This window comes from Ruegeria sp. AL12, from assembly GCF_056540885.1.
In genome coordinates this window covers 95,282-121,292 of sequence record NZ_JBQFXN010000001.1, presented here as the reverse complement: position 1 = coordinate 121,292, position 26,011 = coordinate 95,282, and the positions used below count along the sequence as shown (strand labels likewise).

The window sequence follows — 26,011 nt, the reverse complement described above, 5'->3', positions numbered from 1 at the left end:
ACGGAGAGAGAGAATGACGAACAGACGTACATTTCTGAAAGGTGCTGCGGCCGCTCCCGCCGCTGCTCTGGCGACGCCTGCACTGGCGCAATCGACCATCAGATGGCGGATGCAGACCTATGCCGGCCCGGCGCTGGCCGAACACGTGATCGACCCGGCCATCAAGATGTTCAACACGATCGCCGGAGACCGGATGCAGATCGAGCTGTTCTATGCCGACCAGCTGGTTCCGACGGGCGAGCTGTTCCGCGCCATGCAGCGCGGCACGATTGATGCCGTGCAGTCGGATGATGACTCGATGGCATCGCCCACCGAGGTCACCGTGTTCGGCGGCTATTTCCCCTTTGCCTCGCGCTACTCGCTGGACGTGCCGGTTCTGTTCAACCAGTACGGGCTGAACGAGATCTGGGACGAGGAATACTCGAAAGTCGGCGTCAAGCACATTTCGGCCGGTGCCTGGGACCCGTGCCACTTTGCAACGAAAGACCCGATCAACAGCCTGGCAGACCTTCAGGGCAAACGTGTGTTTACCTTCCCGACCGCGGGCCGCTTCCTGTCTCAGTTCGGCGTTGTGCCGGTCACCCTGCCCTGGGAAGACATCGAAGTTGCGGTTCAAACCGGCGAGCTGGACGGCATCGCGTGGTCCGGTATCACCGAAGACTACACAGTCGGCTGGGCGGATGTGACCAACTACTTCCTGACCAACAACATCTCGGGTGCCTGGGCCGGTTCGTTCTTTGCCAACATGGACCGCTGGAACGAGCTGCCCGAAGATTTGCAGACCCTGTTCCGCGTCTGCACCGATCAGTCCCACTATTATCGTCAATGGTGGTACTGGGGCGGTGAAGCCAGCCTGCGCGTCAACGGAGACAAGATGCAGCTGACGTCGATTCCGGACGAAGAATGGGCAACCGTCGAAGCTGCGGCCGTTGCCTTCTGGGACGAGATCGCAGCCGAATCTGAAACCAAGGCGAAGGTTGTTGAAATCTTCAAACAGTACAACGCCGACATGCTCAAGGCTGGACGGCCCTACCGCTACGGCTAAGACTTGGCCAAGCGACCCGCCCCTTGCATGGGGCGGGTCTGACTGAACGAATGGCCGATGAAGGATTTCGGCAAAGACAAAGGTGGCACATGCTCACGTTCGAACATCTTAAAACGCAGGTATCCGAAGGTTCGGTTGATACGGTTCTGGTCTGCATGGTGGACATGCAGGGCCGGTTGATGGGCAAACGCTTTCACGCGGGCCATTTCGTGGCAGGCGCATGGGAAGAGACCCATTGCTGCAACTACCTGCTGGCCACCGATCTGGAGATGGCGACACCCGATGGCTATGCCTCGACCAGTTGGGAACGGGGTTATGGCGATTATGTCATGAAACCTGACCTCAGCACCCTGCGCCCGGTGCCGTGGCTTGAAGGCACGGTGATGGTGATGTGTGACGTGCTGGATCATCACACGCACGAGGAAGTGCTGCACGCGCCGCGCTCAATCCTGAAAAGACAGGTCAGCCGTTTGAAAGCCATGGGCTATGACGCCATGACGGCGACCGAGCTTGAGTTTTTCCTGTTTGAGAAAAGCTTTGACCAGATCCGCAAGGAAGGTTTCCGGGATTTGGAGCCGATCTCGGGCTATAACGAAGACTATCATATCCTTCAGACCACCAAGGAAGAGCATGTGATGCGTCCGATCCGCAACCATCTGTGGGATGCGGGCATTCCGGTTGAGAACTCCAAAGGTGAGGCCGAGACCGGGCAGGAAGAGCTGAACATCAAATACGCACCCGCGATGGAAACAGCCGAGTATCATTCGATCGCCAAGAACGCTGTGAAAGAGATCGCGTGGCAACATGGTCACGCAGCGACGTTCCTGCCGAAATGGCACCACGAGAAAGTTGGTAGCTCGTCCCATGTGCACCAGTCACTATGGGCGGATGGACAGCCTGCCTTCTATGACGCCGGGGACGATCTGGGCATGTCGGCGCTGATGAAAAGCTATATGGCTGGGCTGCTGAAATATGCCCCTGATTACACCTATTTCATGGCACCTTACATCAACAGTTATAAACGCTTCATGAAAGGCACCTTCGCGCCAACGCGGATCATCTGGTCCGTGGACAACCGCACCGCCGGGTTCCGCCTGTGCGGTGACGGTACCAAGGCCGTACGCGTCGAGTGCCGAATTCCGGGCTCAGATATGAACCCCTATCTGGCGATGGCTGGCATGCTGGCGGCAGGGATCGCGGGCATCGAGGAAGGGCTGGATCTGCAACCGCCGACCAAGGGCGACGTTTACCAGGGTGAGACTGCCATGATCCCGGGCAACCTTCGCGCCGCGCGGGATGCGCTGCACGGATCGGTCATGTTGCGCGCGGCCATGGGAGATGACGTCGTCGACCACTATACCCGTTCCGCGGAGGTCGAGATCGAGGAGTTCGAACGCGTGGTCACGGATTGGGAAATCGCCCGCGGATTCGAGCGGGCGTAAGGTCGGGTCGCGCTGGGGGCTCTGCCCCCAGACCCCCGGGATATTTTGGGCCAGATGAAGCAGGGATCCTGTTTCTTTCGGAAATGGAGTGAAAATGGGGCAGATGTTGAAATGTGTCTCGCCGATCGACGGATCGGTTTATGCCGAACGTGAAGTGTTGTCGCGAGAGGCCGCTTTCAGGGCCGCGGCGCGTGCTCGGGCTGCTCAGGCGGAATGGGCAGCTCGTCCGGTGCAGGAGCGGATCGATCTTGTGATGGCGGGTGTGGCCGCCATTGGCGCCATGAACGATGAGATCGTGCCGGAACTGGCCCATATGATGGGTCGCCCGGTGCGTTATGGCGGCGAGTTCGGTGGATTCAACGAACGTGCCAGCCATATGGCGGAGATTGCCGAGACGTCTCTGGCAGATATCGCCGTCGGTGAAGACGAAACGTTCAAGCGCTACATCAAGCGCATTCCTCATGGGGTGGTCTTTGTGGTGGCGCCATGGAACTATCCCTATATGACGGCGATCAACACGGTCGCTCCGGCGCTTATCGCGGGCAATACGGTCGTTCTGAAACACGCGACACAGACGTTGCTGGTGGGCGAGCGCATGGCGAAGGCGTTCCATTCGGCAGGTGTGCCCGAGGACGTATTCCAGAATGTGTTCCTGAGCCATGACGTGACCAACGACCTGATCGCGGGCAATGCATTTGATTTCGTGAACTTCACCGGATCAGTCGGCGGCGGTCAGGCGATGGAACGTGCTGCGGCGGGCACGTTTACCGGCGTCGGCACCGAGCTGGGCGGCAAGGATCCCGGCTATGTCATGGACGACGCCGACCTGGATGCCGCGGTCGACACGCTGATTGACGGTGCGATGTTCAATTCGGGCCAGTGTTGTTGCGGAATCGAGAGGATCTATGTTCACGAGAGCCTTTATGATGATTTTGTCGCCAAGGCGGTGGACATCGTGAAGGGTTACAAGCTGGGCAACCCGCTGGATGCCGAGACAACGATTGGCCCGATGGCCAATGTGCGTTTTGCCGATGAGGTGCGGGCCCAGATCGCCGAGGCGGTTGCAGCCGGCGCGGTTGCGCATATCGACACCTTTGCTGAAGACGACGGTGGCGCGTACCTGACACCGCAAATCCTGACCAATGTCACTCATGACATGCGCGTGATGCGGGACGAAAGCTTTGGGCCCGTGGTGGGCATCATGAAAGTGTCCTCGGACGAGGAGGCCATCGCCTTGATGAATGACAGTGAGTTTGGCCTGACTGCCAGCCTGTGGACCCGCGATGTGGATCGTGCGGCGCGGGTGGGTGACCGGATCGAAACGGGGACCGTGTTCATGAACCGCGCCGATTACCTGGACCCCGGCCTGTGCTGGACGGGCTGCAAGAACACCGGGCGCGGCGGCGGTCTGTCCGTCATCGGATATCACAACCTGACACGTCCCAAATCCTACCACCTCAAAAAGGTAACGGGCTAAGGACGACGGCCTGCTTCGGATCCACCCCCTCGCCGAAGCAGGCCTTATTTTGCAAAGGAAACCTGACATGACACTTGTTGGAAACTGGTCCTATCCGACCGCCATCAAATTCGGAGCCGGGCGCATCAGGGAGTTGCCCGAAGCCTGCGCCGCCGCCGGAATGAAGAAACCATTGCTGGTCACGGACAAGGGGCTGGCCGATCTGCCCATCACCACCGCAACACTGGATATCATGGAAGCCGCCGGACTGGGCCGCGGCCTGTTCAGCGATGTGGACCCCAACCCGAATGAGAAGAACCTTGAAGCCGGAGTTGCGGCCTATAACGCGGGTGGCCATGACGGGGTGATCGCCTTTGGCGGCGGCTCTGGGCTGGATCTGGGCAAGATGGTCGCCTTCATGGCCGGTCAGACGCGCCCCGTTTGGGATTTCGAGGATATCGGCGACTGGTGGACACGAGCCGATGCCGACGCGATCGCGCCAATCATTGCGGTTCCGACCACCGCAGGGACAGGATCGGAAGTGGGCCGCGCGAGCGTCATAACCAATTCCGAGACCCATGCCAAGAAGATCATCTTTCATCCCAAGGTTCTGCCGACCGTGGTGATTTGCGACCCAGAGCTGACCGTCGGGATGCCCAAGTTCATCACGGCGGGAACAGGCCTGGACGCCTTCGCGCATTGCGTCGAAGCCTTCTCGAGCCCGCATTATCATCCGATGAGCCAGGGCATCGCGCTGGAGGGTATGCGACTGGTGAAGGAGTATTTGCCCCGTGCCTATGCTGACGGCACCGATATCGAAGCCCGCGCCCAGATGATGAGCGCCGCTGCCATGGGCGCAACGGCTTTCCAGAAGGGCCTTGGCGCGATCCACGCGATGAGCCACCCAATTGGCGCGGTATTCAACACCCATCATGGCACCACGAACGCGGTCTGCATGCCCGCGGTGCTGGACTTCAACGCCCCGGCCATTGCAGACCGGTTCCAGCAAGCTGCGGCATATCTGGGCATCGACGGCGGCTTCGACGGTTTCCGCGCCTTCGTGCAGAATTTCAACGACAGCCTTGGCATCCCCCGCAGATTGTCCGACCTGGGTGTGACCGAAGCTTCAATCCCAGAGCTTGTCGAAGGGGCGATCATCGATCCGTCATGCGGCGGCAACCCGATTGAGTTGACGAAAGACAACCTGACGCAGCTGTTCAAAGCAGCGCTGTAAGAAACCAAAGGGCCCGGCGAAACTTGCCGGGCCCTTTGCGTTCGGATTGCCAAGATCAGATCAATGCCCGGTCAAAACCAGAGTGTTCACCGGCATCAGGATCAAACGCAGGCGCAGACCCGCGGCATGCACCACGCCGATCGTGTCGACCACGTGCAGGAAGGCCGCCTCCCAAAAGCCCAGATCCTCGTGCTCCAACCGCTCGTGGTTGTCTGTGTAGACATTGGCCAGACAATTGCTGCCCGGCGGAATGTCATCGGCCATACCTTTGTACAGCGGTTCCATATAGACCAGAATCGAGCCCGGATTGTTGTTGCTCTGCACGTCCCGCAATTCGTCCGATGGGCGGATCTGGCCAGACGGGATGACATCCTGCACCTCGACCACCACGGTGGGGATCACGGTGAATGGCTTTGTCATGCAACCCAATTCACCAATCATGCCCGGCTTGATCACCTGGGCAGAAAGCTGGCTGAAAGCAGCCTGAAAACGATCATGCCCTGTGTGCGATGGCACAAGAATGCCCGCGGGGCGCAACAACGGGCTTACGTAGTCACCGACCTGAAGGCCGAACTGTTCGACCCGCCCTGTGACGCCCGCGGTGATCACCGTTTTGTCCAACTCGGTCTGTGCAGCATCCAGTTGCGCAATGGCACTGGCCAGCTGCGCGGGGATCAGTTCTTCGATCTGCTGCTCAACCGCGGCACGTTTGGATTCCGCTGCAAGAACCTGGGCCTCTCGCTCGGCGACAAGGTTTTCCAGCCTCTCAATCTCGGCCAGCCTCACGGCGCTTGAACCTTCGTCGCGCAAGGTCGTGTTGCGTTCAAGATCCTCCAGAGACTGCGCAAGGGCTGCCTTGGCACCTGCAATTCCAGCTTCCGCCTCGGCCAAATCGGTTTCCGCAACCTTAAGCGAGGCCTGCACCTGTGCAATCTGCGCATTTGCCGCCTGAACCTGGGCAGTCTGGCTGAAATCCTCGATCCGGAAAATCGGTTGACCCGCAGTTACCAGCTCGTTGTTCTTGACGAAAACCTCGGAAACACGGCCGCCCAATTGCGGCAGAATGGTCACCGTCCGGAAATAGGATGCCGCGGTTTTGCTGGCCGGATGGAAGTAAAACAGCGTGGTGATGACGGTCAGCGCCAGAATGGCACAGGTGGTCAACCCCCAACGCAGTTCGTACCACATGGTGAACAAGGTGATCTCGTGACCGATCCGCTTGCCCTGTACAAAACGGCGGAACAGATAGTCGGGCAGCACCGTTATCAGGGCGCAGAGCATGGTCTCGATCATGTGGCTTGCTCCTGCGCGTCGCTGGATTCGGATTCTGGCGATGCCGGCACCGTTGTTTCAGGCACCGGTTCCGGAACAGGTGACCGACCCAAAGAACGAATGGCATCGGCAATGTTTCGAAGCGGGGTGGCAAAATCCGGAAACTGAAACCCTGCCACCAATATCGCGGCAATCCAGAAAAGCCCGTTATGTGTAAACAACGCCAGCAGCGCCAGAATGCCCACCAACTGAAATTGCGGGTGATTGTTTTCGTGGGCCATTTTTTCGGGAACCGAATGCAGCGTCAGGTATCCGACACCAATCAGCACCACCAGAACGACGAAAAAAACGACCATGGCGGAGAAAAGGTAATCGCTTCCGTCAGCTGCGACAACATACCCTGGAATATGCCCTGCGGCCATTGGATGAAGGTCTGCTGCGGTCACCTTACCCTCCTGTATAATTTGATACGTCTTTGACCGGGTTGAAGCACAATTTCAAGGCTGCTTATAGTCCGGGAACCCAAACGCGTGGCGAATGAGGAGCTCTGGCGCCAGCATGAAACTCAAGAAACCTGTTGCGTCTCTGTACAGGATGGATCGCAAGTCATGATTGATTTTCTGATAATCGGAGGCGGCATCGCCGGGCTGAGCGCCGGTGCGCGCCTGTCGCAGCACGGAACCGTGATGGTTCTGGAAGCGGAAGACGCCCTGGGCTATCACGCGTCGGGCCGGTCAGCGGCCTTGTTCGAAGAAAGCTATGGACCGCCTTCGGTCGTCGCCCTGAACAAAGCGGGGGCTGCCTTTCTTCATACGCAGAATGGCGGTTACCTGACCCCGCGCGGATTGATGCTGGTCGGAGCAATTGACCAGCCCGACATGTTCGAAGCCGATTGTGCCGATCTCAACATGGTGAAAATACCGATGGATCAGGCCATGTCGCGCGTTCCGATCCTGAACCCGGACAAGGTCGGGTCTGCGGCCATCAGCGAAGCGGCGTTTGACATCGATACGGATCGCCTGTTGCAGGATTTCGCCCGGACCATCCGGCAAAACGGGGGAACGGTTTCGACGAAAAGCAGAGTCACCGGCATTCGAAAAGAAAAACACTGGGCGGTTGAGGCCGGTGAGATCTTTGAAGCCCGCACTCTGATCAACGCAGCCGGGGCCTGGGTGGATGAGGTTGCACAGCTTGCAGGGCTGCCCGGTATCGGTATCACACCTCGCCGCCGGTCGATGGCCCGCCTACCCGCACCCGGAGGGCATGACGTATCTGTCTGGCCGATGATGCTGGGCGCCGGCGAAACATGGTACGCCAAACCGGATGCGGGCAAGCTGCTGGTCTCACCATCCGAAGCCGATCCGGTTGCGCCACAGGATGCTTATGCCGATGATATGGTGCTGGCAGAGGGTCTGGCACGGTATGAGGAGTTGATGACCGAACCTGTCACAAGAGTTGAAACGAATTGGGCGGGCTTGCGCAGTTTTGCCCCGGACGGAACCTTGGTGCTTGGGCGCGACCCGCTGGACCCTTCGTTTGTCTGGTGTGGCGGTCAGGGCGGGTATGGTTTTCAAACCTCACCGGCGGCCTCGCAACTGCTGTGCGATCTTGTTGTCGGAAACACACCTGAACTGGAACCTGACATAGTGGATATGCTGACCCCTGACAGGCTGAAGCGATGATCAAACGCAGCCTCCCCTCGTCTGCAAGCGTCGCCAATGAGTCTGAAGATGGCAAGCTGGTGGCCCCGGCAGCATCCCGGAACACCGACGCGCTGTGTGCAGTGTTGCAAGAATGGGGCCCCTCCCAGGGCCAGGCATTGGAAATCGCAAGCGGGACTGGTCAGCATGTCAGGGCCTTCGCCGAAGAGCTGCCCGGGCTGGCCTGGCAGCCTTCGGAAGTTGACCCTGAGCGGCGCGTGAGTATCGATGCCTATACCCGCGACCTGCCCAATGTCGCGCAGGTCGCAGAACTGGATGCAACGCTTTCGGGCTGGCACAGGCGGTTTTGCGACCAGGATCTGATCGTTCTGATAAACTTGATTCACTTGATCAGTTGGCGGGAAGCCAGAACCATCGTTTCAGAAGTCGCCCAATCCCTGTCACCAAAGGGGCGGTTCATCTTGTACGGTCCGTTCAAACGCTCGGGCCAACTCACCAGTGACGGGGATGTCCGCTTTCATAAGGCTTTGATCCAGCAAGACCCGGAAATCGGCTACAAAAACGACGCGGACATTCTGGACCTGTTCAAAAACGTCGGGCTTCACACGCTGGCACCGGTCGAAATGCCTGCCAACAATCTTGCATTCATTGCCGAACGCCCTGACGTCTGATCGAGATCAAAGTCAAACAGTCGCAACCCACTTCATATTCCGGTTGCTAGATATGAAGAAGGGCACTCAGCAATGGCATGGCAAGAAAAACTCTCGGCAACACGAAAGAGTTTGCGAAACCTGAACGGATCCATTCCCGATACGACACGCGCATTCGGAGCGCTTGGCAAAGCCGTCAAAGAGGGCGGGACCCTCGACTACAAGACCAAGGAACTCATTGCGTTGGGAATGTCAGTCACCCTGCGATGCGAACCCTGCATCACCCTGCACACCGAAGCTTTGATCAAGGCCGGTGCGACACGGGAAGAAGTGTCCGACGTGTTGGCCATGGCGATCCAGATGGGCGGCGGCCCAGCCATGATGTACGCGGCCAAGGCGTTGGAATGTTTCGACGAACTGTCTGGATGACAAAAAGAAAAGGCCCCGAAGGTTTCCGGGGCCTTTCTGCGATCAACCGTCCTTGCGGATGGTTTCGTTTTTCGGGTCGTAGGGGCTGTCGCAGGTCACGACCGCATCCCACAGCTTGTCCTGCATCTTGACCTTCAGCTTTGTACCTTCGACTGCCAGCTCGGGCTTCACATAGCCCATGCCGATGGATTTCTCGAACACCACGGAATACCCGCCCGAGGTCAATCGACCCACGCGTTCACCTTCCGGTGTGTACAATGCCTCGCGGCCCCATGGGTCGGCATCCTCCGGCCCGTCGATCAGCAGGGTACAGCATTTCACGCGCACACCGGTCTCTTCCAGCTTGGCCTTGCCGTGGAAGTCTTTCGACAGATCGACAAAGCGCGGCAGATCGGCCTCCAGCGGGCTCGCGTCACGGCCCAGTTCGGTGCCGAAGGCGCGATAGGATTTCTCCTGCCGCAGCCAGTTCTGAGCGCGGGCACCGACCAGCTTCATGCCATGCTTCTCGCCGGCTTTTTCAAGCAGGTCGAACAGGTAGTTCTGCATCTCGATCGGGTGGTGCAGTTCCCAGCCCAGCTCGCCGGTATAGGCCACGCGGATCGCATTGACAGGGCACATGCCCAGTTCGATCTGGCGCGCCGACAGCCACGGGAAGCGCTTGTTCGACAGGGCGGTTTCCGGATCGGCGTCCTTGATGACCTCTTTCAGAACGTCACGCGACTTGGGTCCAGCGATGGCGAAGACGCCCCATTGCGTGGTCACGTCCTGGATTTCGATATATCCGAACTCCTCCATCTTGTCCTCGGCCGCCTTGCGCAGATAGTCGGCGTCGTACTCGGTCCAGGCTCCGGCAGAGACGAGGTAATAGTTGTTCTCGCCATTGCGGACGATGGTGTATTCGGTGCGGGTGGTGCCGTGCGAGGTCAGCGCATAGGTCAGATTGATGCGGCCGACCTTGGGCAGCTTGTTGCAGGTGAACCAATCCAGGAACTGGGTGGCACCGGGGCCTTTGACGACGTGCTTGGTGAAGGCCGACGCGTCGATCAGGCCAACGCCTTCGCGGATCGCCTTGGCTTCTTCGACGGCATATTGCCACCAGCCGCCACGACGGAACGAGCGGCTTTCCTTGTCGAAGTTCTCGGGCGCATCGACGGGGCCGAAATAGTTCGGACGTTCCCAGCCGTTGACCCAGCCGAACTGGGCACCGCGTGCTTTCTGTCGATCATATGCCGGAACGGTCCGCAGCGGGCGGCAGGCTTCACGCTCTTCGTCCGGGTGGTGTAGGATGTAGACGTGCTCATAGCACTCTTCGTTCTTGCGGGCCGCGAACTCGGTGGTCATCCAGTTGCTGGAATACCGTTTGGGGTCCAGCGAGGCCATGTCGATCTCGGCTTCGCCATCGACCATCATCTGCGCCAGATAGTAGCCGGTGCCGCCTGCCGCGGTGATGCCAAAGCTGAAACCTTCGGCCAGCCACATGTTGCGCAGGCCCGGCGCAGGGCCGACCAGCGGGTTGCCGTCAGGCGTATAACAGATCGGGCCGTTGAAGTCGTCTTTCAGACCGGATTCAGCGCAGGACGGCACGCGCTCGGCCATGGCCATGTACTGATCCGCGATCCGATCCAGATCCAGCGGGAACAGATCCGCGCGGAAGCTGTCCGGCACACCGTGTTCAAACCGGGCGGGGGCGCCATGTTCATAGATACCCAGAATCCAGCCGCCGCGTTCTTCACGGGCGTAGGATTCGTTGTCGGCGTCGCGCACGACGGGGTGTTCCGGGTTGCCTGCTTCGCGCCATTTGACCAGTTCAGGGTCCTTGTCCATGACGATAAACGTGTGTTCGACCGGGATCGCAGGCATCTTGATGCCCAGCATCTTGGCGGTGCGCTGTGCGTGGTTGCCCGATGCAGTGACGACATGTTCGGCAGTGATCACGACCTTTTCGTCGCTTTCGACAAGGTTGCCGCCTTTTTCCACCATCTTGGTGCAGGTGACTTCCCAATGGGTGCCGTTCCAGTGGAAGGCATCCGCCTGCATCTTGCGCACGATCTCGACGCCACGCTGACGGGCCCCCTTGGCCATCGCCTGCGTCACATCAGCGGGGTTAATGTAACCGTCTTCGGTGTGGTAGATCGCACCCTTCAGATCCGATGTTTCGATCAGCGGCCAGCGTTCTTTGATCTGCTCGGGGGTCAGCCACTCATAGGCAACATCGCAGGTTTCGGCGGTGGAGGCGTAGAGCATGTACTCGTCCATACGCTCCTGCGTCTGTGCCATGCGCAGGTTGCCGACGACGGCGAAGCCCGCGTTCAGCCCGGTTTCTTCTTCCAGCGTCTTGTAGAAGTCGACCGAGTACTTGTGGATGTGCGTTGTCGCATAGGACATGTTGAACAATGGCAGCAGACCAGCCGCGTGCCAGGTGGACCCGGACGTCAGCTCGTCCCGTTCGATCAACATCACATCGTCCCAGCCCGCTTTGGCCAGATGATAGGCAATCGAGGTCCCAACGGCGCCGCCGCCAACGACCAGTGCTTTGACTTGGGTTTTCATAACCGGGCGTCTCCCCTTGAAATCAGTTGACACCATATGGCGCACTTGAGGGGGATCGCGCGACATTCATCCGACCAGTGATATGAAAAAAACGACCCGATCATCGAATGCGGGCCGCAGATCGGTCATGAAACCCGTGAGCTCAACCGCTGGAGCGACAGCGCTTGCTTGTCCCGATCGTGGTGCAGACGAGTTTCTTAGTCTCCTCTGCCGGTGTCTTCGCCGCAGGTTCCTCTGGCTGTACAGGTTGAGCCTTTGCATCAAGCCGACCGTCCGAAATCCCGACACGCGTGGATACCGAGGCAACATAACCTTTGAGGCCCAGCCCGGTCTCGGATGCCTTGGCCTGCTGATAATAATCCAGCCCAGCAACGACAACTCCACAGACTGCTGCAAACCCTGCCAGATATTTTGCACTCATGTCGACCACCTGTTCTCAATCGAGGATTGTGAAACCAGAACATGTGGACGATTTGAAGGCGCAATGCGGGCCAGAACGCGAAAACCGCTAGGATTGGCCGGATAATACCTTGCCGGGATTCATGATGTTCTCGGGATCCAAAGCAGCCTTGATTGCGGCCATATACTGCGTGGCGGCGCCCAGTTCCTTGATAAGGTATGGCCGTTTGCCCTGGCCGATTCCGTGTTCACCTGTGCAGGTGCCTTCCATTGAAATTGCCAGGTCGTTCAACCATCCGACAAACTCTTCGGCTTTGGCAACTTCTTCGGTGTTCCGCATGTCGATCAAAATAAGCGTGTGAAAGTTCCCATCCCCCACATGCCCCACAATTGGCGCGAGCAAGCCAAGATCCGCTGCCTTCTGCTGAGTACTTGTCACACATTCCGCCAGGCGCGAGATCGGCACGCAGACATCCGTTGAAATACCACGCGCGCCGGGGCGCAGTTGCAGACAAGCCCAATACATATCATGGCGCGCCTGCCAAAGCTTGTTCCGTTCTTCGGTGGTCGAGGTCGCAGCAAAATCCGTACCGCCGAACTCCTCGGCGATCTGACCAAAGGTTTCAGCCTGTTCCGCCGCACCGGTTTCAGAGCCATGGAATTCAAGCAGCAGCAATGGCGTTTCCGGAAGACTCAGCCCGGAATAGGCGTTTGCCGCCTGAACCGACATTTCATCCAGCAACTCTATTCGGGCGACCGGAATGCCATACTGAATGGTCATCATCACCGCGCGACACGCGGCATCGACCGAAGGAAAGGAACACCTGGCCGAGCTGATCGCTTCGGGGATGCCCTGCAAGCGCAGAGTCAGCTCGGTGATGATACCCAACGTGCCTTCCGCCCCAATCAGAAGGCGTGCCAGATCATACCCGGCCGATGACTTCTTGGCCCGGTGACCGGTACGGATGATCTGGCCGTCCGGCATGACCGCTTCGAGGCTGAGAACGTTGTCGCGCATCGTTCCGTATCGCACCGCATTGGTGCCCGATGCGCGGGTCGCCGCCATACCGCCCAGCGAGGCATTCGCCCCCGGGTCAATCGGAAAGAACAAACCCTGATCCCGCAAATGGGTGTTCAGCGCCTCGCGCGTGACGCCGGGTTGCACGACACAATCCAGATCCTCGGCGTGGACGGCCAGCACCTTGTCCATCTGCATCAGATCGACCGAGATCCCCCCCGCTGGCGCATTCACATGCCCTTCCAACGACGTTCCCGTGCCAAAGGGAATCACCGGCACCCGGTGCGCGGCACAGGTTTTGACAATTTCCGACACGTCCTGCGCAGTATGCGGGAAAACCACGGCATCCGGGCTCTGGTTTTCGATCCAGGTCGTGGTGTGCCCGTGCTGTTCACGGATCGCGGCACCCGTTTGCAGCCTGTCGCCAAAACGTTGTTTCAGAACGCCTATGACGGTTTCGATACCTGTTTCATTCCGAGGCAAAGCGGTCGCCTGCACCATCGTCATCCTCCCCTGTCCCCGGCACGTCGCGGGCCCTTCAGTTCATGACTAAAGGGCCCACCAAATGCGGGCAATCCCCACAAATACCGAGGCCCTATTCGCCCAGCGCAATACCTTCGCGACGGGGGTCGGCACCACCGCTCAGCCCGTCGCCGATTTCGATGGCGTGAAGGCCAGATGTCAGGTCACGCGGGTTTACCTCAAACCCAAACTGGGTCAGCCCGTCGGAAAAGCCTTCGGCAGAGGTGCCGACCTCGACATCATATGTCCCGAAACGATTGACAAGATGCGGCAGCGACACAGCTTGTTGCACATCCATACCCCAGTCGGCCCATGCGATGATCGATTTGGCCACATAGCCGATGATCCGACTGCCGCCCGGCGAGCCAATCGCCAGAACCGGCGCGTCATCCTGCATCACGATGGTCGGGCTCATGGACGAACGCGGGCGTTTTCCGGGCTCCAGCCGGTTGGCGATCGGCACACCATCGCTGTGGGTCTTGAACGAAAAATCCGTCAATTCGTTGTTCAGAAGGAACCCGTTCGTCATCAGGCGTGAGCCAAAGCCGTTTTCGATGGTCGTGGTCATCGACAGCACGTTGCCATAGCTGTCCACAATCGAGATATGCGAGGTCGAAGGCAGCTCCAGCGACACATCATCCGCCCAGTTCAGCGCGTGGTCGAATTCCGGCTGACCGGGCCCGACATCTGCCAGCGCGCCTTCGGTGTTCAGCAATTCCGCTCGTTGCGACAGGTAGGCCGGATCAACCAGCCCCTTGGTCGGCATGGGCACGAAATCGCTGTCAGCCATGTACCGGCCGCGGTCCGCAAAGGCGAGGCGCGAAGCGTCCCCGATCAACCGCCAGGCCTCGGCGCTTTCCGGCCCCATGGCCGCCAGATCATAACTGTTCAGCATCCCCAGAATTTGCCCCACGGTCAGCGCACCCGACGACGGCGGGCCCATGCCGCAGACTTCATAGGCGCGGTATGCCGCGCAAACCGGCTCGCGCTCGATCACCTGATACAGAGCAAGATCCGCACCGGACAGAACACCGGGATTGCCCGGCGCGTTGCGAACCGTGCGCACGATATCCGCTGCAATCTCACCGCCATAGAAACCGGCCGCCCCATCGCGGGCCAGCACACGCAGAGTTTCGGCATAAGCCGGGTTCATCAGGCGCTGTCCCTGTTGCAGCGGCGCGCCCCCCGGCAGGAAATATTCAGCGGTTTCTGGAAAGCGCGACAAACGCTCGGCATCGTTTTCAACAAGGCTGGCCAGACGCGGGGACACCAGGAACCCTTCATCCGCCAACCGGATTCCATCGGCAAACAATCCGGGCCACGAGGAACGCCCCCAGCGGCGATGCGCCTCTTCCAGCAAGGCAGGTGTGCCCGGCGTCCCCACGGACAGCCCGCCGACAACCGCATCGAAGAATTTCAGCGGCTCACCGTTTTCGTCCTGAAACAGGGTCGGTGTGGCGGCCAGCGGCGCCGTTTCTCGCCCGTCCAGAGTTGTCATCCGACCGGTCGCTGCATCGTACCAGACCAGAAACGCACCGCCGCCCAAGCCCGAGGATTGCGGCTCGACCAGGCCCAGCACGACCTGCACCGCAACCATGGCGTCTGCGGCAGATCCACCTGCGCGCAATACTCTGGCACCGGCTTCCACCGCCAGCGGGTTGGCCGCGGCGACCATCCAGTTCTGGGATGTGACCGGAACGCCATCCAGTTTGGCCTCGAGCGCCGCGATGACCTCGTCGGTCATGGCCTGTACCTGCCCTTCCGTGGCCGTTTCGGGGGCAACGGCATCGGCCGCTTCCTGAGCGACCCCCGGAGCTGCAAAACAAAATGCAGAAAACAGTAGAACTGAAACACGTCTCATCTGATCTAATCCTCCAATACATCCCTGATTTTCAAAACTGCGCGCCGAACACGCTCTGAACAAGTCCAAGCTGCACCATCAACACATGGCCGACGTCCGCAGCACGCGTTAAGGCTTTGCTTCGCCCACCAATCGATCCTGATCATAGCGGGTCATACCGCGGAACTCGGGCAACCACGCTTCACGCCGGGAGACCCAGCTTTCATATGTTGGCGTCAACTGATCTGGCGCATCAAGGCATCCAAGATGCACCTCCACTTCGGTTCCGCTACGCGCAAAGACCGGAGAGCCGCACCCGGGGCAAAAGAACCTGTCAGCATAACCACGCGCTTCGCCGGAAACCTCTATTCTGTCGTCCGGGAAAACGGCCGCCGCATAGAACACCGCGCCATGATGCTTGCGGCAGTCCAGACAGTGACAGATTCCGACCCGCAATGGACGACCCGAAGCCATGATGCGCAGATTTCCACAACGGCACCCTCCTTCATAGACGTCCATTCCTGCTCCTTTCCAGAGCGCTAGAGCATTGCCGGCACAACCTGATCCGGCGGGCGGTGGCCGTCTTCGAAGGTCTTGATGTTGATGATGACCTTCTCGCCCATCTCCACCCGGCCTTCGAGCGTTGCCGATCCCATATGAGGCAACAGAACCACATTGGGCAGCTGCCGCAGGCGCGGGTTCACGTCAGTGCCCTGTTCGTAGACATCCAGCCCCGCCCCCGCAATTTCACCTGCGCGGATCATCCGGGTCAGGGCGTTTTCGTCCACGACTTCACCACGTGACGTGTTGACGATCACCGCCGAGGGTTTCATCAGTTTCAGACGACGAGCGTTCATCAGATGGAAGGTCGACGGCGTTGAGGGGCAATTGACCGAGATCACATCCATCCGCGCGACCATCTGATCCAGGCTTTCCCAATAGGTTGCCTCCAGCTCCTGCTCGGTCTCGGGGCGCAGCCTGCGGCGGTTGTGATAATGAACCTGCATTCCAAATGCTTTCGCACGTCGCGCCACCGCCTGCCCGATCCGGCCCATGCCCAGAATGCCCAGACGACGACCTCCGATACGGCCTCCCAGAAAGGCGGTGGGCGCCCAGCCGGACCAATCTCCCTGCTGCATCACGCTCAGACCTTCAGGAATGCGTCTGGTGACGGCAAGAATCAGGGCCATGGTCATGTCGGCGGTGTCATCGGTCAGAACCCCCGGCGTGTTCGACACCAGAATCCCACGCTGGCGCGCGGTGGACACGTCAATATTGTCGACACCGGCACCGTAATTGGCGATGAGCTTAAGCCTTTCGCCCGCCTGGCCCAGCAGACCGCCATCAATCGCATCGGTTACCGTAGGCACCAGGACATCAGCTTCCTGCACTGCGGCCACCAGTTCTTCGCGCGTCATCGGAGTGTCATCGTCGCGCAAGCGCACATCAAACAACTCGCTCAAACGTGTTTCGACCGCTTCGGGCAACCGTCGCGTAACGACAACACTCAAACGTTCTCTTGGCACCTCGGCCCTCCCACTGCTTTGCAAACGGACGCGCGCCATGGCATCGTGGCGCAGGATAAGGCGGGGCACAAGAACCCCTTTGGCATTGAGTCGACCTTTTTTCGGAACCGGATCAACAGGCATAAGAGCAGGCAGTCAGTGAGTGGTATTCGACCGGTAAATCGCCGCTGTCTGGCGGCACTATCCGTATTTCTGATCATGTTCGGCGCATGGGCTGCTCATGCCGACGTGAAACGAGGATCCGTCACCAACCTCCCCCTGCCCCGTTATGTCTCGATGAAAGCAGCAGAAGGCAACGTGCGGCGCGGACCTTCTTTGACACATCGAATCGACTGGGTGTTCAAACGGCGCGGAATGCCGCTTCAGGTCACTGCCGAATACGGCAACTGGCGACGGGTTCAGGACCGCGACGGCGCTGGAGGCTGGGTTCACTACGCCCTATTGTCGGGTGTTCGGACAGTACTGATTGAATCTGAAATGCTGCCTGTCTATGCCCGACCCGATCCGACCTCCCCCGTGAATGCGCATTTCGAATCCGGGGTCGTGGCCCGACTGGGAACCTGTTCGCTGGACTGGTGCCGGATCACCGCTGGCGGGTATCGGGGGTGGACCTTGAAGTCGAATCTATGGGGGGTCGACCCGTCCGAGATTCGCGAATAACCACAGGGCCGACCTTCCCCCGCGTTGCGGACACGCGACAAGGTGTTTGAGTTTCCCGCCGATATGCTGTGAAACTCGACCGAAACGGAGGCGATCATGCGCGCAGTTACATATTCCACCTTCGGAGACCCGGCCGATGTCCTGCGGATACAGGACCTCCCTCCGGTCCCGCCGGGTCCGGGCGAGGTCACGGTAGAGCTGTCCTTTTCCGGGGTGAACCCTTCCGACGTCAAAGCCCGCGCCGGGACCAGACCGGGCGTGACGGAGCCCCCGTTCCCCCTGATCATCCCGCACAGTGATGGCTCTGGCGTGATCTCGGCCGTTGGCGACGGAGTTTCCGCATCTCGGATCGGTCAGCGCGTGTGGATCTGGAACGGGCAATGGCAACGCCCTTTCGGCACCGCCGCCAGCCACATCACCCTTCCCGATGCGCAGGCCGTGGCTTTGCCGGATGCAGTATCGTTGCAGACCGGCGCGATTCTGGGCATTCCCGGTCTTACCGCCTGCCACGCGGTGTTTTCAGGCGGCCGTCCCGATGGGCAAACGATCTTGATACATGGTGGCGCGGGCACCGTCGGCTTTCTGGCCGTTCAGCTTACCAAATGGGCAGGCGCGCGCGTGATCGCGACGGCCAGCCCTCGCAACTTTGACCGGGTCCGGGAAGCCGGCGCAGATATCGTGATTGATTACGCCAGCGAGGATCTGTCCACCGAAATTCTCGATGCAAATAAAGGAAAGACAATCGGCCGAATCATCGACGTCGAATTCGGCCGGAATATTCAAACAAACGCCACGGTCATCGCCGAGAACGGTCGCATCAACGCCTATGGCTCTGCCCAAGACATGACCCCCGTGTTTCCGTTCGGACCGATGATGTTCAAAGCCATGACGCTTGAGACCATTTTGATTTATCTTCTTCCGCCGGATCTTCGTACCAATGCCGTGAAGATCCTTCACAAAGCATTGACGGATGGCGCTTTGACCTGCCCTGTTCAAAAGGTCTTTGCACTTGAGGAATGCGCGTCTGCGCATGCAATGGTGCAGGATGGAAACCGGACCGGAGCCGTGTTGATCGACACCAAATGACCGCCCTGAAAAAAACTGTTCAACGTGAGATTTTTTGACAAAACGCTCTTGATCCCTGCCAACAACAATCGTAGACAGCCGCTCACTGTTGGGGTGTAGCCAAGTGGTAAGGCAGCGGTTTTTGGTACCGTGTATCGTAGGTTCGAATCCTACCACCCCAGCCACTTTCCATGAAATGTCGAGAAAATAAGAGCTTTCCCAAGCTCATCTTAGACAATGCGTCTCAGTCGCCCGAAACTGTGACAGAGGGTGCAACACTAACCGTTGCGCACTATGCGCGCAAGCGCTCCGGCTCGTCCCATCAGAAGCCAAAACACTGCGCCGGCCCTTACCTCATGCGAATGGGTCGGGCATTCCATTTCCGCAAATGCCTTCCCAGGGCGCGATCAAACTTACAATCAAACTCATCTCTGTACCTTTCCCTGCGTACCGACCTCCCGCTCGACGCCGTGAAACGAGCCGCCAAGCTTCTCACGATCTATGAGCGAATGGAGAAAGAAATCGTGTACGCCCACGCCTCTCAAGACCTGAGCCCTGCTGACTGAAGATCTCTCAGCGGAACTGGTAGGGGTCCTGGCAGAACAAAGCAGGATGCGCAGCTTTGAGCCTCCCCAACTGAACTGGTCCACCGTTATGTTTAGGAAACGGAGAACCACGAATAGCAAACAAGCGACCGAAGCCAGAAGAGGTAGATTCGAAGTTGCGGCAGTTTGAACTTCTGATGGGGCAAGGCATGCCCCGTCTTGATGCGATCGGACAGATCAGAGTTGTTGAAAAATCCTACGACCGTTAGAGCAAGTGAAAAACACAAGGTTCGATGCGAGACGCCACTGCAGCGCTCACCGCAGATTTCTTTGATGCCATGTAGAAAAACTGTGCAGACATTCCGCTAAATGCGAAAATATGCTGATATTATGGGCGAACCGGCAGCCTGGTGAACATATTATTGGCCTTGGAATTGCGATCAATGAACCTTGGTCTCAGTTGAGACTCTATGAATCAACATCTGACTGTCGTTGTAGTCGAACAGAACCAAGAGCGTGCTTTTGCGATCGTAGATGCCCTAAAAGAGGCTGGCGACGTAGACGTTTCTGTAATTGGCAATGTCTCCGGTCTGGCACGTAAAATTGCAACGCATAGCCCAGACATTGTCCTGATCGACATCGACAATCCATCGCGGGATATGCTGGAAGAACTCACCGTTGCTTCAGGTCCATTGGAACGTCCCGTGGCGATGTTTGTCTCGAGCGCTGCGGGCGGGTTGGCGAAAGCCGCAGTTGAGGCCGGGGTGTCGGCCTATGTCGTCGACGGTTTGCAAGCCGAGCGCATTAAACCTGTGATCGATACCGCTATTGCCCGGTTTCAGGTGTTACGTCAGATGCGGACCGAACTGGCCGAAACCCGCCGTGCGCTGGAAGAGCGCAAAGTGATTGACCGAGCTAAGGGCTTGTTAATGAAGGCCAAGGGCGTTTCGGAAGATGAAGCCTATGCCCTGCTCCGTAAAACCGCGATGAATCAGAATCGCCGGGTTGCCGAGGTGTCCGAAGCCTTGGTCACAGCATCAGGTTTGTTGTCATGAGAACGGTAACCCTGCCTGTCGCCTATATGCCTTTGGTTGATGCCGCTCCACTGATCGTGGCACGCGAGATGGGGTTTGACCACGCCGAAGGCATCTCGTTGGACCTGCGACCAGCTCCATCTTGGTCGTCTCTGCGTGATATGCTGGCCTTTGGGCACGTGGACGCGGCACATCTGCTGTCACCCGTCCCCGTTGCGATGGCTTTGGGTCTTGGAGGCATTGCGACACCGTTATCCGCCGTGTCTGTCCTGTCGCTCAATGGCAATGTCATAGGTGTTGGAACTCAATTGGCTGGGCGGTTGGCCGACCAGGGCTACGGCTTCGATTTCTCCGATGCTGCTGCAGCTGGGGCTGCACTGGCACAGGCCGCCGGCGACGTTTTGGTGTTCGGTGTACCTTTTCCGTTTTCGATGCATGTTGAATTGTTGCGTTATTGGGTCGCTGGAACCGAACTGGCCTCGAAACAGGTCGAAATCCGAACCGTCCCGCCTCCACTCATGGCGCAGGCGCTCGCAGGTGGTGAGATCGATGCCTTCTGTGTGGGTGAGCCCTGGGGCTCATTCGCTGTAGACGACAATGTCGGTGCACTGCTGTTGCCCGGCAAGGCGATCTGGTCCTGTGCACCTGAAAAGGTGCTGGCGGTCAGAAACGACTGGGCCGAAACCGAACCACATTTGCTGGGCAGCCTTATGCGGGCCGTTTGGCGCGCAGGACGCTGGCTTTCGAACACTGACAGCCGAACAACTGCATCCGAGATGCTGTCGCGTAAAACCTATCTCAACGTCTCACCCGAGCTGATTGACCGAGCGCTGATGGGCGAATTCACTATATCGGCCCGCGGCGAGCAGCGCCATGTCGATGGGTTTGTCGAGTTTTTTGACGGCGCTGCCACCTTCCCATGGCGCAGTCAGGCGAAATGGGTTGCGCATCAATTGGCGCAACGAAACGGGCTGGACGCCGGAACTGCGGAACGACAATCCGCAAAGGTCTTTCGCAGTGATCTCTATCGTCGCGAATTGCAAGGGCTTGGTGTGGAAACACCCGGCGCGTCCGAGAAACTTGAAGGGGCGTTACCCGAGTCGACGGCGGTTGCCTCGACCAATGGCAGCCTGATTCTGTCTCGGAACGTCTTTTTCGACCGACGCATTTTCGAGCCAGCGGGGTAAGTCTGCACAAAATTTTTGCAGTGCAGCATCTGTTATTGCTGCGACGCAGAATTTTCGAGGTGAAAACGCGGAAAATTGATGACGCGCCGCTGCGTGACTGGCTAAATCGGAACATCGGAAGGCAACGACGCCCACCGACGGAATTCGCCCATAGTCCAGGGCACCTCACAAGAGCAAAGCCGCTCGACCATCCGCCACCTCCTCCCGGCGGACTGTGTCGGCGGCTTTTTTGTTTGCCCAACGGGTTGGGCTGAACCGAAAGGGAACGAGATGAAAAAGCTTCTTTTAGGCCTTGCTGCGACGACGGCGCTTGTGTCACCGGCACTGGCCGAACTGGAACTGGAAAAAGACGAGCTAACGTTTGGATTTATCAAACTGACTGACATGGCGCCGCTGGCTGTCGCCTATGAGAATGGGTACTTTCTTGACGAAGGCCTTTTCGTGACGCTGGAAGCACAAGCCAACTGGAAAGTGCTGCTGGATGGCGTGATCGACGGGCAGCTGGATGGCGCGCACATGCTGGCCGGGCAGCCTTTGGCCGCGACCATCGGTTACGGCACCGAGGCGCATATCATCACGCCATTTTCGATGGACTTGAACGGCAACGGCATCACCGTCTCGAACGAGATTTGGGAAGAGATGAAACCGAACATCCCGGTGATGGAGGATGGTCGTCCCCAACACCCTATCAGCTCCGAGGCGCTTGCTCCAGTCGTCGAGAAATACAAGTCCGAAGGTAAGCCCTTTAACATGGGCATGGTCTTCCCCGTTTCGACCCATAATTACGAACTGCGCTATTGGCTTGCCGCCGGTGGACTGCACCCCGGCTACTACAGCCCTGACAACGTAACCGGCCAGATCGGCGCAGATGTGTTCCTGTCAGTAACGCCACCGCCGCAGATGCCTGCCACGTTGGAGGCCGGCACGATATACGGCTACTGCGTGGGCGAGCCTTGGAACCAACAGGCTGTGTTCAAGGGTATCGGCGTGCCGGTCATCACGGACTATGAGCTGTGGAAGAACAACCCTGAGAAGGTCTTTGGCATCACAGCCGAGTTCGCAGAAGAGTATCCCAACACCACGCTGGCTGTGACCAAGGCCCTGATCCGCGCCGCGATGTGGCTGGATGAGAACGACAACGCCAACCGCCCCGAGGCGGTCGAGATCCTCAGCCGCGCGGAATATGTGGGCGCAGATTATGACGTGATCGCCAACTCGATGACCGGCACATTTGAATACGAAAAAGGCGACAAGCGCGAAGTTCCTGATTTCAACGTGTTCTTCCGCTACAACGCGACATACCCGTTCTATTCGGACGCGATCTGGTATCTGACACAGATGCGCCGCTGGGGTCAGATCCCTGAATCCAAGCCCGACAGCTGGTATGACGAGGTTGCCAAATCTGTCTACAAACCCGAGATCTATCTGGAAGCCGCGCGCCTGCTAGTCGATGAAGGCCTGGCGAATGAGGCCGACTTCCCCTGGGACAGTGATGGTTACAAAGCGCCCACCCCGGCCGAGGATATAATCGACGGCATCACCTATGACGGCCGCACCCCCAACGCCTATCTCGAAAGCCTGTCCATTGGTCTGAAGGGCGATCAGAAGATCGTCGGCTCGGACGTGCAAGGCTAATCCCATGCGTCGCGCCCGGTATCAGTCGGGCGCACACCCCAAAGTGCCCCGCCATCGCAAGGACACATTAGATGACAACGGTCGATCCCGAATTCAACGCAGACGCCGCCAAAGAGGCGCGTCGCACCCGCCTGTTCACCCGCATCAACGCCGCCGACAAATGGTTCCAGATTCTTGGCCTAAGCTGGGCCACCCCGGTCCTGAAAGCTGCCGCCGGAGACAACCCCCGCGCTCAGATGACCGAAATCTGGCGTCTTCTGGTCGTCCCCCTGCTGTCGATCTGCGCCTTCCTGCTGCTTTGGGGGACGCTCGCCCCGAAAGTGCAAACTTCCCTGGGCGCCGTACCAGGCCCAGCTCAGGTCTGGGCAGAAATGGTCAACCTCAACGAGGACGCACAGGCCAAGGCCGCCAAGCGCGCCAAGTTCGAGGCAATGGTTGAGAAACGGAACCAGAAGCTGATCGATACGGGCCGCGCGGACGAGGTCAAACAAGTCGCCTACACCGGCGCGCCGTCTTACTACCAGCAAATCTGGACCTCTATCAAAACCGTGTTCTTCGGGTTTCTGATCGCGACCGTTGTGGCCGTTCCCCTTGGGATCGCTGCCGGACTGTCGCCGACCGCCAATGCGGCGCTGAACCCGCTGATCCAGATATTCAAACCGGTCTCACCTCTGGCATGGCTGCCGATCGTGACCATGATCGTTTCGGCCGTCTACGTCACCAACGACGGTTGGTTCGCCAAGTCCTTCCTGATCTCGGCCATCACCGTGACCCTGTGTTCGCTTTGGCCAACCCTGATCAACACCGCGCTGGGTGTGGCGACCATCGACAAGGACTTGGTGAACGTCTCCAAGGTTCTGAAAATGAACACCTATACCAAAGTCACTAAGCTGGTGCTGCCTTCGGCGTTGCCGCTGATTTTCACAGGTTTGCGCCTATCGCTTGGTGTCGGCTGGATGGTTTTGATCGCGGCGGAAATGCTGGCGCAGAACCCCGGTTTGGGCAAGTTTGTCTGGGATGAGTTCCAGAACGGTTCGTCCAGCTCGCTTGCCAAGATCATGGTTGCGGTCTTCACCATCGGCATCATCGGTTTCCTGTTGGACCGGGTGATGTACGCACTGCAATCCCTCTTCACATTCACGAACAACCGGTGAGCGCGATGAGCATACTGAGCTTCAAAAACGCCACGAAATCCTTCGGTGAAGGCGCCGCGCGGACGGATGTGCTGAAAGGCATCGATCTGGACGTGCAGAAGGGCGAGTTTCTGGTGATCCTCGGCTTTTCCGGCACCGGAAAAACGACCCTGATTAACCTCATGGCCGGTCTGGATACTCCAACTGGCGGAGAGGTCACGTTCAAAGGCACTCCGATCAAGGGGCCGGGCCCGGAACGTGGCGTAGTATTTCAGAATTATTCACTGATGCCTTGGCTGACGGTCAGCGGCAATGTGGGGCTGGCGGTCGATACGGTCTTTCCGGGCCTCGGCAAGACTGAGAAGGCCGAGAAGGTCGCGCATTATGTGCAGATGGTGGGTCTCAGCCACGCTGCCACGCGCCGCCCGGCGGAACTGTCGGGTGGGATGCGTCAGCGGGTCAACGTGGCGCGTGCCTTGTCGATGAACCCCGAGGTTTTGTTGCTGGATGAGCCTCTGTCGGCGCTCGACGCGCTCACCCGTGCCAATCTGGCGGATGAGATCGAACATATCTGGGAGGCCGACAAAAAGACCTGCGTTCTGATCACCAATGACGTGGACGAGGCGATCATTCTGGCCGACCGGATCATCGCCCTGAACCCCGATGGTACGTTGGGCCAGGAATTCCGCGTATCGATCCCGCGCCCTCGCGAACGCGGTGCAATGAACAACGACGAGACGTTCAAGCGCCTGCGCGCCGACGTCACCAAGTACCTGATGGATGTGGGGATCGAAGCCAAGGTCGAAGGCTCGCGCATCCTGCCCGATGTTACACCGATCCATGGAGTGCCAACGGCGGTGGCCGAGGCACAAATGGGGATGATCGAGAGTCGTTTCCTCGACTTCTCACAGCTTCATAAAGTCTACCCGACGCCCAAGGGCCCTCTGACTGTTGTTGAGGATTTCGATCTGAAGATCGATAAGGGCGAGTTCATCTCGCTGATCGGCCATTCAGGTTGCGGAAAATCTACGGTTCTGACCATGGCCGCCGGGCTAAACGATATATCGAAGGGCGCGATCAAGCTGGATGGTCGTCATGTCGAGGGGGCTGATCCCGAACGCGCCGTGGTGTTCCAATCCCCCAACCTGTTCCCATGGCTGACTGCCAAGGAAAACGTCGCGATCGGGGTCGACAAAGTCTATCCCAAGGCCAGCATCGCCGAGCGTCAGGATGTCGTTGAATATTATCTGGAACGCGTCGGTCTGGCCGATGCGATGGACAAATCCGCAAGCGACCTGTCGAACGGCATGAAACAACGCGTCGGCATCGCCCGCGCCTTTGCCCTATCGCCCAAACTGCTGTTGTTGGATGAACCCTTCGGGATGCTCGACAGTCTGACCCGCTGGGAATTGCAGGAAGTGCTGATGGAGGTCTGGTCCCGCACCAAGGTCACCGCAATCTGTGTGACCCATGACGTGGATGAGGCGATCCTGCTGGCCGATCGCGTGGTGATGATGACCAATGGCCCACAAGCGACCATAGGCAAGATCACCAAGGTCGACCTGCCGCGCCCGCGCACCCGCAAAGCGCTGCTGGAGCATCCGGACTACTACGCCTACCGGCAGGAGGTCCTCGATTTCCTCGAAGAATACGAACACGGCGCCAAGCCAAAAACACCCGCCCCCAAGGCGATTGCAGCGGAGTGAAA

General features: G+C 58.8%; 22 protein-coding genes and 1 tRNA gene. 15 read left to right on the top strand and 8 right to left on the bottom strand.

The genetic code is table 11. From position 1 onward, the window contains the following. Window positions 1–13: 13 nt before the first annotated feature. From ACR0C6_RS00600 to ACR0C6_RS00585, 4 genes are all read left to right on the top strand, one after another. Window positions 14–1,045, top strand: a complete 1,032-nt coding sequence (locus ACR0C6_RS00600) for a TRAP transporter substrate-binding protein (RefSeq protein ID WP_170343589.1) — start codon at window positions 14–16, stop codon at window positions 1,043–1,045. A gap of 89 nt (window positions 1,046–1,134) precedes the next feature. Further along, window positions 1,135–2,487, top strand: coding sequence for a glutamine synthetase family protein (locus ACR0C6_RS00595; RefSeq protein WP_480617901.1), 1,353 nt, complete (start codon window positions 1,135–1,137; stop codon window positions 2,485–2,487). Between the two features lie 94 nt (window positions 2,488–2,581). Then, a complete protein-coding gene (locus ACR0C6_RS00590) occupies window positions 2,582–3,964 on the top strand; it encodes an aldehyde dehydrogenase family protein (RefSeq protein ID WP_480445860.1) in 1,383 nt (460 codons plus the stop codon). Between the two features lie 67 nt (window positions 3,965–4,031). Beyond that, a complete protein-coding gene (locus ACR0C6_RS00585) occupies window positions 4,032–5,177 on the top strand; it encodes an iron-containing alcohol dehydrogenase (protein WP_480617900.1) in 1,146 nt (381 codons plus the stop codon). A gap of 60 nt (window positions 5,178–5,237) precedes the next feature. Here ACR0C6_RS00585 and ACR0C6_RS00580 read toward each other — a convergent pair whose 3' ends face one another. Together ACR0C6_RS00580 and ACR0C6_RS00575 are read right to left on the bottom strand one after the other, a co-directional pair. After that, the gene (locus ACR0C6_RS00580) at window positions 5,238–6,470 is read right to left on the bottom strand and encodes an HlyD family secretion protein (protein WP_171639030.1); all 1,233 of its coding nucleotides are present in this window, start codon (window positions 6,468–6,470) and stop codon (window positions 5,238–5,240) included. Next, a complete protein-coding gene (locus tag ACR0C6_RS00575) occupies window positions 6,467–6,895 on the bottom strand; it encodes a hypothetical protein (protein WP_480617899.1) in 429 nt (142 codons plus the stop codon). The genes ACR0C6_RS00580 and ACR0C6_RS00575 overlap by 4 nt, the downstream gene beginning before the upstream one ends. A 162-nt stretch (window positions 6,896–7,057) precedes the next feature. Here ACR0C6_RS00575 and ACR0C6_RS00570 point away from each other — a divergent pair, with 162 nt between their 5' ends. The 3 genes from ACR0C6_RS00570 to ACR0C6_RS00560 all read left to right on the top strand — a co-directional run bounded on the left by ACR0C6_RS00570 (window position 7,058) and on the right by ACR0C6_RS00560 (window position 9,189). Next, window positions 7,058–8,131 carry an NAD(P)/FAD-dependent oxidoreductase gene (locus tag ACR0C6_RS00570; RefSeq protein ID WP_480617898.1) on the top strand — a complete coding sequence of 358 codons (1,074 nt, stop codon included), beginning with the start codon at window positions 7,058–7,060 and terminating at the stop codon, window positions 8,129–8,131. Beyond that, window positions 8,128–8,781 carry a DUF938 domain-containing protein gene (locus ACR0C6_RS00565; RefSeq protein WP_480445867.1) on the top strand — a complete coding sequence of 218 codons (654 nt, stop codon included), beginning with the start codon at window positions 8,128–8,130 and terminating at the stop codon, window positions 8,779–8,781. The genes ACR0C6_RS00570 and ACR0C6_RS00565 overlap by 4 nt, the downstream gene beginning before the upstream one ends. A 72-nt stretch (window positions 8,782–8,853) precedes the next feature. Next, on the top strand, window positions 8,854–9,189 hold the full coding sequence (locus ACR0C6_RS00560; RefSeq protein WP_171329503.1) for a carboxymuconolactone decarboxylase family protein: 336 nt from the start codon (window positions 8,854–8,856) through the stop codon (window positions 9,187–9,189). Window positions 9,190–9,231: 42 nt separating this feature from the next. Here the strand turns inward: ACR0C6_RS00560 and ACR0C6_RS00555 are convergent, their stop codons facing one another. The 6 genes from ACR0C6_RS00555 to ACR0C6_RS00530 all read right to left on the bottom strand — a co-directional run bounded on the left by ACR0C6_RS00555 (window position 9,232) and on the right by ACR0C6_RS00530 (window position 17,044). Continuing rightward, on the bottom strand, window positions 9,232–11,739 hold the full coding sequence (locus tag ACR0C6_RS00555; protein ID WP_480617897.1) for a GcvT family protein: 2,508 nt from the start codon (window positions 11,737–11,739) through the stop codon (window positions 9,232–9,234). 142 nt (window positions 11,740–11,881) lie between these two features. Then, window positions 11,882–12,160: a hypothetical protein gene (locus tag ACR0C6_RS00550; RefSeq protein WP_480617896.1), complete on the bottom strand. Its 279-nt coding sequence runs from the start codon at window positions 12,158–12,160 to the stop codon at window positions 11,882–11,884. Window positions 12,161–12,247: 87 nt separating this feature from the next. Next, entirely contained in the window at window positions 12,248–13,657 is a 1,410-nt protein-coding gene (locus ACR0C6_RS00545; RefSeq protein WP_480617894.1) for an FAD-binding oxidoreductase, read from the bottom strand. Between the two features lie 94 nt (window positions 13,658–13,751). Next, window positions 13,752–15,539, bottom strand: coding sequence for a gamma-glutamyltransferase (ggt, locus tag ACR0C6_RS00540; protein ID WP_480617893.1), 1,788 nt, complete (start codon window positions 15,537–15,539; stop codon window positions 13,752–13,754). 108 nt (window positions 15,540–15,647) lie between these two features. Beyond that, entirely contained in the window at window positions 15,648–16,037 is a 390-nt protein-coding gene (locus ACR0C6_RS00535) for a GFA family protein (protein WP_480617892.1), read from the bottom strand. Window positions 16,038–16,057: 20 nt separating this feature from the next. Next, window positions 16,058–17,044: a 2-hydroxyacid dehydrogenase gene (locus ACR0C6_RS00530; protein WP_480618804.1), complete on the bottom strand. Its 987-nt coding sequence runs from the start codon at window positions 17,042–17,044 to the stop codon at window positions 16,058–16,060. A gap of 198 nt (window positions 17,045–17,242) precedes the next feature. Between ACR0C6_RS00530 and ACR0C6_RS00525 the strand changes: the two genes are divergently transcribed. The 8 genes from ACR0C6_RS00525 to ACR0C6_RS00490 all read left to right on the top strand — a co-directional run bounded on the left by ACR0C6_RS00525 (window position 17,243) and on the right by ACR0C6_RS00490 (window position 26,009). Then, window positions 17,243–17,704 carry an SH3 domain-containing protein gene (locus ACR0C6_RS00525; protein WP_171205541.1) on the top strand — a complete coding sequence of 154 codons (462 nt, stop codon included), beginning with the start codon at window positions 17,243–17,245 and terminating at the stop codon, window positions 17,702–17,704. Window positions 17,705–17,800: 96 nt separating this feature from the next. Further along, window positions 17,801–18,790, top strand: a complete 990-nt coding sequence (locus tag ACR0C6_RS00520; protein WP_480445878.1) for an NADPH:quinone reductase — start codon at window positions 17,801–17,803, stop codon at window positions 18,788–18,790. Between the two features lie 89 nt (window positions 18,791–18,879). Beyond that, a tRNA-Gln gene (locus ACR0C6_RS00515) sits at window positions 18,880–18,954 on the top strand. 830 nt (window positions 18,955–19,784) lie between these two features. Next, the gene (locus tag ACR0C6_RS00510) at window positions 19,785–20,369 is read left to right on the top strand and encodes an ANTAR domain-containing response regulator (RefSeq protein ID WP_171227792.1); all 585 of its coding nucleotides are present in this window, start codon (window positions 19,785–19,787) and stop codon (window positions 20,367–20,369) included. Then, the gene (locus tag ACR0C6_RS00505) at window positions 20,366–21,535 is read left to right on the top strand and encodes an ABC transporter substrate-binding protein (RefSeq protein WP_480617891.1); all 1,170 of its coding nucleotides are present in this window, start codon (window positions 20,366–20,368) and stop codon (window positions 21,533–21,535) included. Before ACR0C6_RS00510 ends, ACR0C6_RS00505 begins: the two co-directional genes overlap by 4 nt. Window positions 21,536–21,805: 270 nt before the next feature. Continuing rightward, a complete protein-coding gene (locus tag ACR0C6_RS00500; protein WP_171172771.1) occupies window positions 21,806–23,170 on the top strand; it encodes a CmpA/NrtA family ABC transporter substrate-binding protein in 1,365 nt (454 codons plus the stop codon). A gap of 71 nt (window positions 23,171–23,241) precedes the next feature. Beyond that, entirely contained in the window at window positions 23,242–24,324 is a 1,083-nt protein-coding gene (locus tag ACR0C6_RS00495) for an ABC transporter permease (protein WP_152458841.1), read from the top strand. Between the two features lie 5 nt (window positions 24,325–24,329). Beyond that, a complete protein-coding gene (locus ACR0C6_RS00490; protein WP_480445882.1) occupies window positions 24,330–26,009 on the top strand; it encodes an ABC transporter ATP-binding protein in 1,680 nt (559 codons plus the stop codon). Window positions 26,010–26,011: the final 2 nt, after the last annotated feature.

Excerpts from the sequence above, each read along its gene's own strand:
- ACR0C6_RS00600 (WP_170343589.1), top strand. The coding sequence starts at position 14 with ATGACGAACAGACGTACATTTCTGAAAGGTGCTGCGGCCGCTCCCGCC.
- ACR0C6_RS00595 (WP_480617901.1), top strand. The coding sequence starts at position 1,135 with ATGCTCACGTTCGAACATCTTAAAACGCAGGTATCCGAAGGTTCGGTT.
- ACR0C6_RS00590 (WP_480445860.1), top strand. The coding sequence starts at position 2,582 with ATGGGGCAGATGTTGAAATGTGTCTCGCCGATCGACGGATCGGTTTAT.
- ACR0C6_RS00585 (WP_480617900.1), top strand. The coding sequence starts at position 4,032 with ATGACACTTGTTGGAAACTGGTCCTATCCGACCGCCATCAAATTCGGA.
- ACR0C6_RS00580 (WP_171639030.1), bottom strand. The coding sequence starts at position 6,470 with ATGATCGAGACCATGCTCTGCGCCCTGATAACGGTGCTGCCCGACTAT.
- ACR0C6_RS00570 (WP_480617898.1), top strand. The coding sequence starts at position 7,058 with ATGATTGATTTTCTGATAATCGGAGGCGGCATCGCCGGGCTGAGCGCC.
- ACR0C6_RS00565 (WP_480445867.1), top strand. The coding sequence starts at position 8,128 with ATGATCAAACGCAGCCTCCCCTCGTCTGCAAGCGTCGCCAATGAGTCT.
- ACR0C6_RS00560 (WP_171329503.1), top strand. The coding sequence starts at position 8,854 with ATGGCATGGCAAGAAAAACTCTCGGCAACACGAAAGAGTTTGCGAAAC.
- ACR0C6_RS00555 (WP_480617897.1), bottom strand. The coding sequence starts at position 11,739 with ATGAAAACCCAAGTCAAAGCACTGGTCGTTGGCGGCGGCGCCGTTGGG.
- ACR0C6_RS00550 (WP_480617896.1), bottom strand. The coding sequence starts at position 12,160 with ATGAGTGCAAAATATCTGGCAGGGTTTGCAGCAGTCTGTGGAGTTGTC.
- ACR0C6_RS00545 (WP_480617894.1), bottom strand. The coding sequence starts at position 13,657 with ATGGTGCAGGCGACCGCTTTGCCTCGGAATGAAACAGGTATCGAAACC.
- ggt (WP_480617893.1), bottom strand. The coding sequence starts at position 15,539 with ATGAGACGTGTTTCAGTTCTACTGTTTTCTGCATTTTGTTTTGCAGCT.
- ACR0C6_RS00535 (WP_480617892.1), bottom strand. The coding sequence starts at position 16,037 with ATGGACGTCTATGAAGGAGGGTGCCGTTGTGGAAATCTGCGCATCATG.
- ACR0C6_RS00525 (WP_171205541.1), top strand. The coding sequence starts at position 17,243 with ATGTTCGGCGCATGGGCTGCTCATGCCGACGTGAAACGAGGATCCGTC.
- ACR0C6_RS00520 (WP_480445878.1), top strand. The coding sequence starts at position 17,801 with ATGCGCGCAGTTACATATTCCACCTTCGGAGACCCGGCCGATGTCCTG.
- ACR0C6_RS00510 (WP_171227792.1), top strand. The coding sequence starts at position 19,785 with ATGAATCAACATCTGACTGTCGTTGTAGTCGAACAGAACCAAGAGCGT.
- ACR0C6_RS00505 (WP_480617891.1), top strand. The coding sequence starts at position 20,366 with ATGAGAACGGTAACCCTGCCTGTCGCCTATATGCCTTTGGTTGATGCC.
- ACR0C6_RS00500 (WP_171172771.1), top strand. The coding sequence starts at position 21,806 with ATGAAAAAGCTTCTTTTAGGCCTTGCTGCGACGACGGCGCTTGTGTCA.
- ACR0C6_RS00495 (WP_152458841.1), top strand. The coding sequence starts at position 23,242 with ATGACAACGGTCGATCCCGAATTCAACGCAGACGCCGCCAAAGAGGCG.
- ACR0C6_RS00490 (WP_480445882.1), top strand. The coding sequence starts at position 24,330 with ATGAGCATACTGAGCTTCAAAAACGCCACGAAATCCTTCGGTGAAGGC.